We start from the raw sequence: 12,537 nt of genomic DNA, 5'->3' as shown, positions 1-12,537 counted from the left end.
TTTCGGTATCCGGAAGGCTGGATTCGGCAATCTCGAACCAGCGTGGCGTACACGCCCATAGAATCGTTTTCACTGACCGGAGACAGTTCATGGACCTGCGTTTCACAAGAGAAGAAGAAGCCTTTCGCGAGGAAGTCGGCGCCTTTGTGCGGGCCAGCCTGCCCGCCGACATCCGCGACAAGGTGCTGGGCCATCGCCGTGTGGAGAAGGACGACTATGTGCGCTGGCACCGCATCCTGCACGCCCAGGGCTGGGGGGCGCCGACGTGGCCCACCGAGTGGGGCGGCACGGGCTGGAACGCGCTGCAGCGCCTGATCTTCGAGATCGAGACCTTCCGCGCCGGCGCGCCGCGCATGCTGCCGTTCGGGCTGACGATGATCGGCCCGGTGCTGATGAAGTACGCCAGCGCCGAGCACAAGGCGCGCTTCCTGCCGCGCATCCCGACCGTGGAAGACTTCTGGTGTCAGGGCTATTCCGAGCCGGGCGCCGGCTCCGACCTGGCATCGCTGCGGACCCGCGCGGTGCGCAAGGGCGACAAGTACATCGTCAACGGTCAGAAGACCTGGACGACGATGGCCCACTTTGCCGACTGGATCTTCTGCCTCGTGCGCACGGACGCCGAGGCCAAGCCGCAGGAAGGCATCTCGATGCTGCTGATCGACATGAAGTCGCCCGGCGTGACGGTGCGGCCGATCAAGACGCTGGACGGCGGCCATGACGTGAACGAAACCTGGTTCGAGGACGTCGAGGTGCCGGTGGAAAACCTGCTGGGCGAAGAAAACAAGGGCTGGACCTACGCCAAGTACCTGCTGGGGCACGAACGCACCGGTATTGCCGGCATCGGCCACTGCTATCGCGAATTGCGCCAGTTGCGGCACTACGCGGCCGAGACCACCGACGGCCGGGGCCGCCCGCTGATCGAAGACGTGCGCATGCGCGACAAGATCGCCCGCGTGGAGATGGATCTGCTGGCGCTTGAAATGCTGCTGCTGCGCGTTGCCACCCAGGCCGCCGGCACGCCCGGTCCCGAGGCGTCGATCGTCAAGATTCGCGGCTCCGAACTGCAGCAGGACATTGCGATGCTGCAGATGGAAGTGGCTGGCCCGAACGGCTGGCCGTATTCGCCGGACTGGATGGAGCCCGGCGCGCCGCAGCCCGTGAGCGGCCCGGACTGGGCCGCGCCCGCCGCATCCACCTATTACGACATGCGCAAGACCACGATCTACGGCGGCTCGACCGAAGTCCAGAAAAACATCATCTCGAAGATGATCATCGGTTTCTAACGCAGGGGACGACAGGCATGGATTTCACCTACAGCGAAGAACAGCAGATGCTGGCCGACAGCCTGCGCCGCTTTGTCGCATCCGAGTATTCGTTCGAGCATCGCCGCCGCAATGCGCGCGAGCACGGCGGCTTCGACCGCGCCACGTGGCGGCAACTGGCCGACATGGGCGTGCTGGGCCTGACCGTTCCGACGGACCATGGCGGCTTTGGCGAGGGCCCGGCCAGCCAGGTGGTGGTGCAACGCGAACTGGGCCGCGGGCTGGTGCAGGAGCCGGTGATTCCGGCGGCCATTGCCACGGCCATCCTGGCGCACCATGCGCCGGCCGCGCAGCAGGCCGAATGGCTGCCCGCCATCGCCGATGGCAGCAAGGTGCTGGCGCTGGCCTATCTGGAACCCACCACGCGCTATCGGCTGGACGCCGCCCAGACCGAAGCGCGCCAGCGCGAACCGAACGGCTACGTGCTGAGCGGCGCAAAGTCGGTGGTGTGGCATGGCGGTGCGGCCGATACCTACCTGGTCTCGGCAAAGCTCGATGGCACGCTGGCGCTGTTCCTGGTCAGCCGCGATGCGACGGGGCTCACCGTGACCGCCTACCCGACCATCGACCGCCTGACCGGCGCGGACCTGAAGCTGACCGATGTGCCGGCCACGCTGGTCACCGTCAACGGACTGCAGGCGCTGGAACTCGGCATCGACCACGGCATTGCCGCGCAGTGCGCGGCGGCGGCCGGCGCGATGGAGCGGCTGATCGAGATCACCGCCGAATACCTGGGCGCGCGCAAGCAGTTCGGCAAGCCGCTGGCATCGTTCCAGGCGTTGCAGCACCGCATGGCCGACATGCTGCTGCAGAAGGAACTGGCGCTGTCGATGGCCTACGTGGCCGCCCAGGGGCTGGATGCCACCGACGCCGACGAACGCCGCCGCAAGGTATCGGCCGCCAAGGTGGTCACGGCACGCGCGGCACGCTTTGTCGGCCAGCAGGCCGTGCAGCTGCATGGCGGCATGGGCATGACCGACGAGCTCGAAGTTGGCGACTATTTCAAGGCGCTGGCCATGACCGATGTGCTGCTCGGCGACACCGACCTGCATAGCGAACGCTACAGCGCCTCCATGGCCCCCATCGCGGCCTGATCCGCACACCAGAAATCAGAAGGAAGACACATCCATGAGCATCCATGGCAAGGCATACATCGTCGGCGCCTACGAGCACCCGACCCGCAAGGCACCGGACAAGACCGTGCCGCAACTGCACGCCGAAAGCGCCCGGGGCGCGCTGGAAGACGCCGGCCTGACGCTGGCCGACGTGGACGGCTACTTCTGCGCCGGCGACGCGCCCGGCCTGGGCATGGTCAACATGGTCGACTACCTCGGGCTGAACGCGCGCCATGTGGATTCGAGCGAAATGGGCGGGTCGTCCTATATCGCGCACGTCTCGCACGCGGCCCAGGCGATTGCCGCCGGCAAGTGCAACGTGGCGCTGATCACGCTGGCCGGGCGTCCACGCTCGGAGGGCTCCAGCGGCACGCAGGCCCGCAATTGGGGCGCGAACCTGCCCGACCAGCCGTTCGAGGCGCCGTTCAGCCCCGTCACCGTCAACCTGTACGCGATGGTGGCGCAGCGCCACATGTACGAGTTCGGCACCACGCCCGAGCAGCTTGCGTGGATCAAGGTGGCCGCCTCGCATCACGCGCAGCACAACCCCAACGCGATGTTGCGTGAACGGGTGACGGTCGAGGACGTGCTGAACTCGCCGATGATCTCCGATCCGCTGCATCGTCTGGACTGCTGCGTGGTATCCGATGGCGGCGGTGCGCTGGTGGTGGCGCGGCCCGAGATCGCGGCGAAGCTGAACCGGCCGAAGATCAAGGTGCTGGGCGCGGGCGAACACGTCAAGGGCCTGCTCGGCGGGCAGGTGGACCTGTCATGGTCGGCCGCCCGCGTGTCCGGCGCGGCCGCCTTTGCCGAGGCGGGCGTCACCCCGTCCGATATCCAGTACGCATCGATCTACGACAGCTTCACCATCACCGTGCTGATGCAGCTGGAAGACCTGGGCTTCTGCAAGAAAGGCGAAGGCGGCAAGTTCGTGATGGACGGCAACCTGATCTCGGGCGTGGGCAAGCTGCCGGTCAACACCGATGGCGGCGGGCTGTGCAACAACCACCCGGCCAACCGCGGCGGCATCACCAAGGTGATCGAGGCCGTACGCCAGCTGCGCGGCGAGGCCCATCCGGCCGTGCAGGTCAAGAACTGCCAGCTTGCGCTGGCCCAGGGGACCGGCGGCTACATGGGATCGCGCCATGGCTCGGCCACCCTGATCCTGGAACGCGAATAAGCGCGAGGCTAACCATGACCACTCCCTACGTTCCCACCGTTCTCAAGTCCCCGGACGAACTGCCCGACAACGCGCCGTTCTGGCAAGCCGCCCGCGAAGGCCGCCTGCTGGTGCGCCACTGCAAGGCGTGCGGCAAGCCCCACTGGTATCCGCGTGCGCTGTGCCCGTTCTGCATGGGCGACACCGACTGGAAGGACGCCAGCGGCCTAGGCGAGATCTACTCGTTCAGCATCACCCGCCGCGCGGGCCCCCATCCGTTCTGCATCGCCTATGTGAAGCTCGATGAAGGCGTGACCATGCTCACCCATATCGTCGATACGGACCTGGACAGCGTGCGCATCGGCCAGCGCGTGAAGGTGCGCTTTGCCGAGACCGAAGGCGGCGCACCCATGCCCGTCTTCGCGCCGGCCGAAGCGTCCTGAGCGGAGCAGCCGATGGCCATCCGCTACCAGCACCTGCGCAACCGCGCCTTTCCCCCGGTGCGCCAGCACTACACGATGCGCGACACCATGCTGTACGCGCTGAGCCTTGGCCTGGGCAACGACCCGATGAACGCGTCGGCCCTGCCCTTCGTCTACGAAGGCACGCCAGGCGGGCTGCGCGCGCTGCCGTCGCAGGCCGTGGTGCTGGGCTATCCCGGCTTCTGGGCCCGCGAGCCCGATACCGGCATCGACTGGGTCAAGCTGTTGCACGGCGAGCAGCGGCTGCGGCTGCATCGCCCGCTGCCCGCGGATGCCGAGGTGGTCGGTCATAACCGCATCACCCACCTGACCGACAAGGGCGCAGGCAAAGGCGCCATCATGGTCACCGAGCGCCGGCTGGAAACCGTGCAAGGCGAGTTGCTGGCCACCATCCAGCAAGTGTCGTTCCTGCGCGGCGACGGCGGCTACAGCACGCTCGATGGCGGCCAACCCAGCGACGAACCGCTGCCGGCACTGCGCCCGGTGCCCGAAGACCGTCCGCCCGATTTCGTCGATACCCAGCCCACGCGGCCCGAGGCGGCGCTGCTGTACCGCCTGCTGGGCGACTTCAATCCGCTGCACGCCGATCCTGCCGTGGCCGGCGCCGCCGGATTCGAGCGGCCGATCCTGCATGGCCTGGCCAGCTACGGGCTGGTGGCCCACGCGTTGCTGCGGCAATGTCCCGGCCATGACCCGGCACGGTTGCGCGCGTTCGATATCCGCTTTGCCGCGCCGGTGTTCCCCGGTGAGACGCTGGTGACGGAGATCTGGCGCGACCCGCAGCATGCCGGCCAGTTCCAGCTGCGCGCCAGGGTGCTGGAGCGCGACAAGGTCGTGCTCAGCCATGGCTGGGCCGAGATTGCCTGATGGCCCGCCCCGCCCAATTCGCCTGATTCCTTTTGCCATGACCGATTCCAACGAACCTACCTCCGGCCTGCCGCCGCCGTCGCGGCAGACCGGCGCCCTCAGCCATCTGCGCGTACTGGACCTGTCGCGCGTGCTGGCGGGTCCCTGGTGTACGCAGAACCTGGCCGACATGGGCGCCGACGTCATCAAGATCGAAAAGCCCGGCGCCGGCGACGACACCCGGCATTGGGGGCCGCCGTACCTGGATGGCGATGACGGTCCCACGCGCCAGGCCAGCTACTTCGCGGCGTGCAACCGCAACAAGCGCTCGGTGACCGTGGACATCGGCACGGCCGAGGGCCAGAAGCTGGTGCGCGAACTGGCGCAGCAGAGCGACGTGGTCATCGAGAACTACAAGACCGGCAGCCTCAAACGCTACGGGCTCGACTACGAGACGCTCAGCGCGCTGAACCCGCGCCTGGTCTACTGCTCGATTACCGGGTTCGGCCAGACCGGGCCCTATGCCGCACGGCCCGGTTACGACCTGCTGGTGCAGGCCATGAGCGGGCTGATGAGCATCACGGGCCAGCCCGATGGCGAACCGGGCGGCGGCCCGTTGCGCGTAGGCGTGGCGGTGATCGACGTGTTCACGGGCATGTATGCCACCACGGCCATCCTTGGCGCGATCGAGGCCCGCCACCACACCGGGCGCGGCCAGCAGATCGACATCGCACTGCTCGACGTGGCCATGGCGGTACTGGCCAACCAGGGCGCCGGGTACCTGAACGCCGGCGTCGTGCCGACGCGGCAGGGCAATGTGCATCCGAGCGTGGTGCCCTACCAGGACTTTCCGACCCGGGACGGCAACATGCTGCTGGCCATCGGCAATGACGGCCAGTTCGCGCGTTTCTGCGAAGTGGCCGATGTCGACTGGGCACGCGACGAGCGTTACGCCACCAACAGCGCCCGCGTCACCCATCGCGACACGCTGATTCCGATGATGTGCGAGGTCACGCGCGCCAGGCCGACCCACGAATGGATCGGCCTGCTCGAGGCGGCGTCGGTGCCCTGCGGCCCGATCAACGACATCGGGCAGGCGTTCGCCGACGCGCACGTGCAGCATCGCGGGCTGCGCGTGGAGCAGTATCGCTATGCGACGGCCGCCCGCCCGGAGGCCGACACCGTGAACCGGATCTGCTCCACCGCCAGTCCGCTACGGTTGTCCGACACGCCGCCCACGCTGCGCCACGCGCCGCCCGCGCTGGGCCAGCACACGGAAGAAGTGCTGCGCGAATGCCTGGGGCTGGGGCCGCAGGCCGTGGCGGACCTGCGCGCCAAGGGCGTGCTCTAGCCGGCTGCCGACATGCGGCTCAGCATCGAGTCGGCGTCGCACCTGCGCCTGGCGCGGCTGGCGCCGGCGTTTCCGGTCACGGTCACGGCCACGCGTGGCACGGCCGTTTTACGGCGCGACGGATTCGATCGCATGCTGGTACCGGGCCTGCCGTGCAGGGTAGAACCGTTCCAGGGCTTCGACCTGCTGGTGGCCGGCAGCCTGGCGCAGCCGGCCGGCTGCCGGATCGACATCGCGCCGGCAACTGACCTTGCCGATCCCCCGCTGCTGCATCGCGTGCTGTCGCGGCGCATCTTTCTGCAACCCGATCTGCCATGGCGTGCCGAATTCGCTGCCGGCTTGCTGGGTGTGCCGCCCGAACGTATCCGGCGCGCACTGTTTGCGGAAGGTGCCGCCTTCGGAGACCTGTGCCGGACGCAGCGGCTGATGCGGCTGCTGTTCGAGGCACCGCACGGGCGCGCCGGCCTGCCGTCGCTGAAACGCAGTGTGGGCTGGCCGCCGGGCCACGACGTGGAATCATCATTCCATGACAGATTCGGCATCCCGCTCGATCTGCTGCGGCGCGCCACGGCCACCCACGATGCGCGACGCCATGCGGGCCAGCCCGTACGGGTTGCGCAGCCTGCGGCGCACTATTGGCCCAGCCTATCCCCCGCATAACAAACCGGTCTTGGACGCTATACCCGGAAAGGCGGATCATCGCAGCCAACGGTTTCCCCACCCCCCGGAGTCTTTGATGAAGTCGGCCCTGCTCGCCCTGTGTGGCGCAGCCTCCCTCCTTGCCTCGCTGTCCGCCGTTGCCGGTCCCGACTTTGCCGTGATCGAGCGCGCGCGTGCCAACGCCCATCAGCGTCAGCAGGTCAGGCCCGCCGCATGCCATTGCGATACCGCGACCGGCCCAGGCACCGCCGCAGCCACCACCCCCGCCATCCCCTCGGCCAGCGCGCCGAAGGCAGCGCTCGCGCCGATCCATACCAGCTGACACCGCCGGCAGGCAAGTTCCTGCGCAGGCTCCTGTCAGCGCGCCGCACGCCCGCTTTGGCCACGAAGTCGATGAACCGACGCACACGCTGAATCTCCTAAGTCGCTTTTCGAAAACATTCACTTCGGCGCTGGCGGGCAATCGGGGAATATCGGTGCCATTCGCATCGATCCCCAGGAATCCAGCCATCCATGTCCGCCTGCGGCAGCCAGCGCGGCGCCACCGTCCGAGTGTCCCTGCGCCCCAGGCTGGCCAGCCTGACGGCGGCGGCGGCGCTCGCCCTGCCGGGCCTTGCCTGGGCGTGGACGACGGGCGGCAGCGGCGGCGCCGCGGCCGCCACGGCGTCGCCCGATACGCATTCGGGTCCGTATCGCGGCATCGTGGGCCCGGTGGGAACACCGGAACCCGCGCCGGCCGAACCGCCGCTATGGGACCGCGCGCTGCCCTTCTTCGCCCAGCGCGTGATCGACAAGGGCTACAACCTGCCCAATCCGTACGACATCGGCTATTCGTACTTCGACGGCTACCAGCGTTACCAGCTTAGCGACCTGCAGGTCTCCGCCGGCAGCAATCCGCTGCGTGCGGCCGATTTCGTCCAGTTCCAGCAATCGCGCATCCACAACACGTCGAACCAGGTGCAGGTGGGGGCCTGGCTGTTTCCGTTCATGAATGTGTACGGCATCGTCGGCAACGTGCAGGGCAGCGGATCGATCGACATCGGTTTTTCGTCGCTGACCGATCTGGAACGCTTCTTCGGCATCAACGTCGGCTGTGGCGGGCGCCGGCCGCGGGCGGCTTGCGGCCAGCCGATCAAGCTGCCCACCCAGCACGCCAACTACAGCGGGCACACCTATGGCGGCGGATTCACGCTGGTAGGCACTTACAGGCAGCTGTTCTTTTCGCTGCCGGTGACGTACACGGTGGCGGACATCACCATGTCCGAGACGCCCATCAAGTCGATCAACATCGGGCCGCGCGTGGGCTGGAATATCCGGCTGGGCCATGGGCTGGGCCTGCTGACCCCGTATGTCGGCGCCACGTACTTTCGCACGCGCGCCACCATCACCGGGCATTTCGACGTGCCGCTGCCCGACACCGACGGCCAGACCGCGCGGCTGAACTACCGGATCGGCGAGCATGTGACGGGGTACTGGAGCGGCTCTGTCGGCGCCAGCTGGACGATCAACCGCAGCTTTGGCCTGCTGATGGAGGTCGGCTATGGCTACAACCGCAACAACATCATCGCCACCGGGTTCTTCCGGTTCTGACGACCATGCGCGCCGCCCCGCTTCCGGCCACTCTGTGCACGATGCTGCTGGCAGTCTGCGCCGGCAGCGCGGGGGCACAGATCTCCACCGCCGACGCGGCGCCGGCGCCCCGGCCCGAGCCCGAGCACGTAAGCTGGATCGACAAGGTGCTGAACAAGCTCGGCGCGTCGAAGGAAGTGGACCTGAGCCATGGCATCGACTGGGGCGTGCTGCCCGGACCGTTCTACAACCCCGAGATGGGACTGGGCGTGGGGGCCGCCGCGGTGGGCTTGTACAAGCCGAAGAACGCCGAGAAGGACACGCAGCTGTCGACGCTGAACCTGCACGGCTTTCTGACCACCTCGGGCGCCGTGGGTATCGGCGTGGACAACAACACGTTCTTCGCCGATGACAGCTATCGCTTTGTCTTCAGCGGCGCCCTGATCAACATGCCCACCTCGTACTGGGGCATCGGCTACGACAACGCCATCAACGACGCCAACAAGGAAGGCTACACGCGGCGCGGCATCGTGGTGCAGCCCCGCGTCATGGTGCGGGTGCGCCCCAATACCTACGTGGGCGGCGGCTACGATTTCGAGTACGACAATGCCGCCCAGCTGGAGCGCGGCGCCAGCAGCGCGCTGGCCACCGACCCGCACGGCACGCGGGTGCTCAGCAGCGGGCTGACCGCGCATTTCTCGTACGACACGCGCGACTTCCTGCCCAACCCCTACAAGGGCCAGGCGCTGCTGGTCAATGGCACGGTCTACCGGCGCGCCATCGGCAGCGACAACGACTTCGAATCGCTGGAAATCATCTACGACCACTACTTCCGGATGCGCGATCGCGATGTGCTGGCCTTCGACGTCTACGGCAAGTTCAACTGGGGCGATGTGCCCTGGAGCATGATGTCCAAGCTTGGCGACAACCGGCGCATGCGCGGCTATTTCATGGGCCAGTATCGCGACAAGGCCATGCTGACCGCGCAGGTGGAATACCGCTGGCATATCGCCGGGCGCCAGGGCATGGTGTTCTGGGCGGGCACCGGCGCCATCGCCGGCAACCCCGGCGCCCTGACGTCGGCCCACTGGCTGCCGAACGCGGGCGTGGGCTACCGCTTCGAGTTCAAGCCACGCGTCAACGTGCGGTTCGACGTCGGCGTCGGCCGCAGCACCAAGGGCGTCTACTTCCAGATCAACGAGGCGTTCTGAACGCCCCGGGATCTTCGAGGCAAAGGAAAACGCCGCGGACCCTTCGGCCCGCGGCGCCCTGATGCCTGACGGCAGCCGGAATTACTTGCCCAGCTTCATGCTCGTGGCGTCGGCCGTCAGGTAACCGACCGAGGCCCCCAGGCCGTTCTTGTAGTTGGCGAACACCAGCGGCTCCACCTGCGCCTTGACCTGCGCCTTGATGCCGTCGCCAGCGTGCTGGAAGTTGCTCATGATGTAGGTCCAGCCGTTGATCTCGTCCACGGCGTGCAGGCCCGTCGATTCCGCACCGGCCGGCACCGACATCAGGCGCGACAGCTTCTTTGTGTCGACGTTGTACGCCCACAGGAAATTGTTGGTGTGGCGGCTGCTGTCCTCGCCGATGAACAGCGTGCGCAGCTTTTCCGAGAACTTCAGGTTGTCCGGGTTGCCGATGGTTTCCGGGTCCGCCGTGTTGCCCAGCGCGTCAGCCGTGATGTCCTTGCCGACGATCAGCGCCTGGGTATGCACCGGCATCCATTCGCTGTTGATGGGGGCGCCGGCCGTGTCCTTCTGGCCGCCGGCCAGCTTGTGCTGCAGTACGCCGCCGGAGTTGATGGCAGCCGGCACGCTGATGCCGCTCTCGGCGTACCAGCCCTTGGCCGTGTTGTTGACCACCATCGAATCGACGATGTTCTGCAGCGCCGAGTAGGCGATCTTGTCCTTGATGTTGACCGTGGTGCCTTCCATCTTGGTGAAGCCCATGCTGCCGCCCTTCAGCGCTGCGTAGCGGTGGGTTTCCAGGAACGCGGCGACCAGATCCTTGCCCGGCTTGACGCGGACCCACTGCGCCGCACCGCCGAGCATGATCTTCGTGTACGTGCTGTCCGACGGATCGGTAGCCGAGTAATCCATGATGTCGGCGAACGTGTGCGACTTGGCCCAGGCTTCCACCTGCGCGCTCGTGGCATGGCCCAGCCTGATCCAGGTGAGGTCGGCGCCGGGTGCGGCGGGGTCCACCGAGAAGCCCGAACCCACCTTGGCCACGTACAGCGTACCGGCGGACAGGTCCTTTTCCTGGTCGGCGACGAACACGAACAGGCCGCTGTTGGTGGCGTCGTCGCCCATCAGCACGGTGCGGTTGTCAGGCATCACCTGCACCAGCTCGTGCGAGATACGGCCCACGCAGTAGTGTTTCTTGATCGAGCCCGTGCCGTCGGGGTTGACCGTGACTTCCGGCAGGTGGCCGTACAGGTAGGGGTTGAACTTGATCGTCGAGGTGCCGTACAGGTTCAGCGCATAGTCGATGCACTGCTGGTTCGTGTCGGCGGTGCGCGCGTCCGGTTCGTACTCCTCGCTCGACAGATGGGTGTTCCACGGCGACAGGCTGGCGCCGCAGGTAATCCACAGGCCGTTGGCGCCCGACGTGTCCACGTTGTGGTACTTCACCAGCGTCAGCTTGCCGGTGGCGGGGTCCTGGTCCAGCGTCAGCACGGCGATCGGGGACGGCAGGCGGCCGTACATGTCCTTGGCCTTGGCCTGGTCCCACGTCGTGTATTCGAACTGCACCACGGCGAAGACCGTGTTGCCCTTCACGCCGGCCACCTTGGCGCCGTCGATCTTCAGCAGCGACGTGCCATCCGGCGAATCGGAGAAGAACTGCCTGGTGCCGCTCACCGACGGATCGATGATCGGGCTGTTGTTGATGTTGAAGTAGCCGCCGGCCAGGATCTGGCCGCCGTTGCCGTCCGGCACCATGTCGCCCGTCATGAAGAACGGCTGGTACGCCAGCTTGTAGGTCTGCGTGCTGCCGTCGCTCAGCTTCACCGACAGGCTGGAGCCGACCGTGGTCGTGGCCATGGCGGCCGGGTTGCTCAGCGAAGGCGCGGCCATGCCCGTGAACTCTGCCGAAACGAAGCTCGGCGTGACCGTGCCCGGGGGCGTGGTGGCGCCCGGGGTCACGGCAGGCGCATCGTCGCCGCCGCCGCAACCCGCCAGCAGCGAGGTGGAAGCCAGGCCCAGCGGCAGCATCGGCGCGCCGGCCAGGAATTTCAGGGCCTTGCGGCGCGAAGCGTCAGGTTTTTCGAACATCTGTATGGTTCCCGTCTGGTTGTTATCGAACGCGCCATGCCCATGGCCGGCCATTCGCGGTTGTGAGGTCGGCGGCACAAGACCGCGCCGGAACGCATCCTATGGACCGTTTATGACAACAAGTTGAACCCGACGTGAATGACTCATACATCCAACACCTGTTGCCTGTCCCACAGAGGGGGCGGTACAAATCGCAGGCAAAAAAAACGCCGCGGCCAGGATCTGGCCGCAGCGTGTCAATTCGCCGGTCCGCACGACACCCACTATGTCGCCCGTTGCACCCCATTTCTGGTTCGACCGGCTTGTTCTTTCATGGCAGAGGAAAACCGCCACCGGGACGGATCGTAGTGGCCGCCCATGTCAGCCGCATGACAACGTGTCCTGACATATGACCAGGCCAATCCATGGCGGATGTTTGCCCGGCAAAGGGGTAAGCGGGGCCGTCGAATGGCGGCCAGAGTGTTGTGAAAATCAAACGGATACAGGAAACCACTGCCGATTTTTTCTCATGAGCACCAGAAATTCAGGTATTCGCGGAATATGTCATCTTTAGCCTATTGAAGTGATCAATCCGGGGGGATATGGTTCTGCGCATAATATTTTCCACGGCAATATATGCAACTGCGTGCATATATTGTTCGCCCCAGCCGGAAAAACAATGATCCATTCCATGACGGGACGCACCCAGCGTCTCCAGCCGCCCTCATTCCCGGCCCTTTCGGGCCATGCCGGCGCGCGTTCGCGTGCCCGGTTCC

At 66.6% G+C, this 12,537-nt stretch carries 11 protein-coding genes; 10 read left to right on the top strand and 1 reads right to left on the bottom strand.

Annotation, left to right across the window (positions count from 1 at the left end; all coding sequences use genetic code 11):
* Window positions 1-89: 89 nt before the first annotated feature.
* From AC24R4_RS09460 to AC24R4_RS09415, 10 genes are all read left to right on the top strand, one after another.
* Window positions 90-1,283 (top strand): acyl-CoA dehydrogenase family protein, encoded by a 1,194-nt coding sequence (locus tag AC24R4_RS09460; RefSeq protein WP_400395490.1) that lies wholly within the window; start codon window positions 90-92, stop codon window positions 1,281-1,283.
* A gap of 17 nt (window positions 1,284-1,300) precedes the next feature.
* The gene (locus tag AC24R4_RS09455) at window positions 1,301-2,416 is read left to right on the top strand and encodes an acyl-CoA dehydrogenase family protein (RefSeq protein ID WP_487522825.1); all 1,116 of its coding nucleotides are present in this window, start codon (window positions 1,301-1,303) and stop codon (window positions 2,414-2,416) included.
* Window positions 2,417-2,450: 34 nt separating this feature from the next.
* On the top strand, window positions 2,451-3,617 hold the full coding sequence (locus AC24R4_RS09450; RefSeq protein WP_400395512.1) for a thiolase domain-containing protein: 1,167 nt from the start codon (window positions 2,451-2,453) through the stop codon (window positions 3,615-3,617).
* A 14-nt stretch (window positions 3,618-3,631) separates the two neighbouring features.
* Window positions 3,632-4,039, top strand: a complete 408-nt coding sequence (locus tag AC24R4_RS09445) for a Zn-ribbon domain-containing OB-fold protein (RefSeq protein ID WP_400395510.1) — start codon at window positions 3,632-3,634, stop codon at window positions 4,037-4,039.
* 12 nt (window positions 4,040-4,051) lie between these two features.
* Complete coding sequence (locus AC24R4_RS09440; protein ID WP_400395507.1) at window positions 4,052-4,945, top strand: MaoC family dehydratase; 894 nt, start codon at window positions 4,052-4,054, stop codon at window positions 4,943-4,945.
* A 37-nt stretch (window positions 4,946-4,982) separates the two neighbouring features.
* Window positions 4,983-6,275 (top strand): CaiB/BaiF CoA transferase family protein, encoded by a 1,293-nt coding sequence (locus AC24R4_RS09435; RefSeq protein WP_400395505.1) that lies wholly within the window; start codon window positions 4,983-4,985, stop codon window positions 6,273-6,275.
* Window positions 6,276-6,287: 12 nt separating this feature from the next.
* Entirely contained in the window at window positions 6,288-6,935 is a 648-nt protein-coding gene (locus AC24R4_RS09430) for an AraC family transcriptional regulator (RefSeq protein WP_487522824.1), read from the top strand.
* A gap of 76 nt (window positions 6,936-7,011) precedes the next feature.
* Entirely contained in the window at window positions 7,012-7,257 is a 246-nt protein-coding gene (locus AC24R4_RS09425; protein WP_487522823.1) for a hypothetical protein, read from the top strand.
* A gap of 191 nt (window positions 7,258-7,448) precedes the next feature.
* Window positions 7,449-8,525 carry a hypothetical protein gene (locus tag AC24R4_RS09420; RefSeq protein WP_487522822.1) on the top strand — a complete coding sequence of 359 codons (1,077 nt, stop codon included), beginning with the start codon at window positions 7,449-7,451 and terminating at the stop codon, window positions 8,523-8,525.
* Between the two features lie 41 nt (window positions 8,526-8,566).
* A complete protein-coding gene (locus tag AC24R4_RS09415) occupies window positions 8,567-9,715 on the top strand; it encodes a BamA/TamA family outer membrane protein (protein ID WP_400394478.1) in 1,149 nt (382 codons plus the stop codon).
* An 81-nt stretch (window positions 9,716-9,796) separates the two neighbouring features.
* Here the strand turns inward: AC24R4_RS09415 and AC24R4_RS09410 are convergent, their stop codons facing one another.
* Complete coding sequence (locus AC24R4_RS09410; protein WP_400394476.1) at window positions 9,797-11,782, bottom strand: PhoX family protein; 1,986 nt, start codon at window positions 11,780-11,782, stop codon at window positions 9,797-9,799.
* Window positions 11,783-12,537: the final 755 nt, after the last annotated feature.

The sequence above is a fragment of the Cupriavidus sp. CER-90 genome (assembly GCF_057652055.1).
This window is presented reverse-complemented; position numbering and strand designations above follow the sequence as displayed.

Coding starts and splice junctions, on each gene's coding strand:
- AC24R4_RS09455 (WP_487522825.1), top strand. CDS start 1,301: ATGGATTTCACCTACAGCGAAGAACAGCAGATGCTGGCCGACAGCCTG.
- AC24R4_RS09410 (WP_400394476.1), bottom strand. CDS start 11,782: ATGTTCGAAAAACCTGACGCTTCGCGCCGCAAGGCCCTGAAATTCCTG.
- AC24R4_RS09440 (WP_400395507.1), top strand. CDS start 4,052: ATGGCCATCCGCTACCAGCACCTGCGCAACCGCGCCTTTCCCCCGGTG.
- AC24R4_RS09415 (WP_400394478.1), top strand. CDS start 8,567: ATGCTGCTGGCAGTCTGCGCCGGCAGCGCGGGGGCACAGATCTCCACC.
- AC24R4_RS09435 (WP_400395505.1), top strand. CDS start 4,983: ATGACCGATTCCAACGAACCTACCTCCGGCCTGCCGCCGCCGTCGCGG.
- AC24R4_RS09445 (WP_400395510.1), top strand. CDS start 3,632: ATGACCACTCCCTACGTTCCCACCGTTCTCAAGTCCCCGGACGAACTG.
- AC24R4_RS09430 (WP_487522824.1), top strand. CDS start 6,288: ATGCGGCTCAGCATCGAGTCGGCGTCGCACCTGCGCCTGGCGCGGCTG.
- AC24R4_RS09450 (WP_400395512.1), top strand. CDS start 2,451: ATGAGCATCCATGGCAAGGCATACATCGTCGGCGCCTACGAGCACCCG.
- AC24R4_RS09420 (WP_487522822.1), top strand. CDS start 7,449: ATGTCCGCCTGCGGCAGCCAGCGCGGCGCCACCGTCCGAGTGTCCCTG.
- AC24R4_RS09425 (WP_487522823.1), top strand. CDS start 7,012: ATGAAGTCGGCCCTGCTCGCCCTGTGTGGCGCAGCCTCCCTCCTTGCC.
- AC24R4_RS09460 (WP_400395490.1), top strand. CDS start 90: ATGGACCTGCGTTTCACAAGAGAAGAAGAAGCCTTTCGCGAGGAAGTC.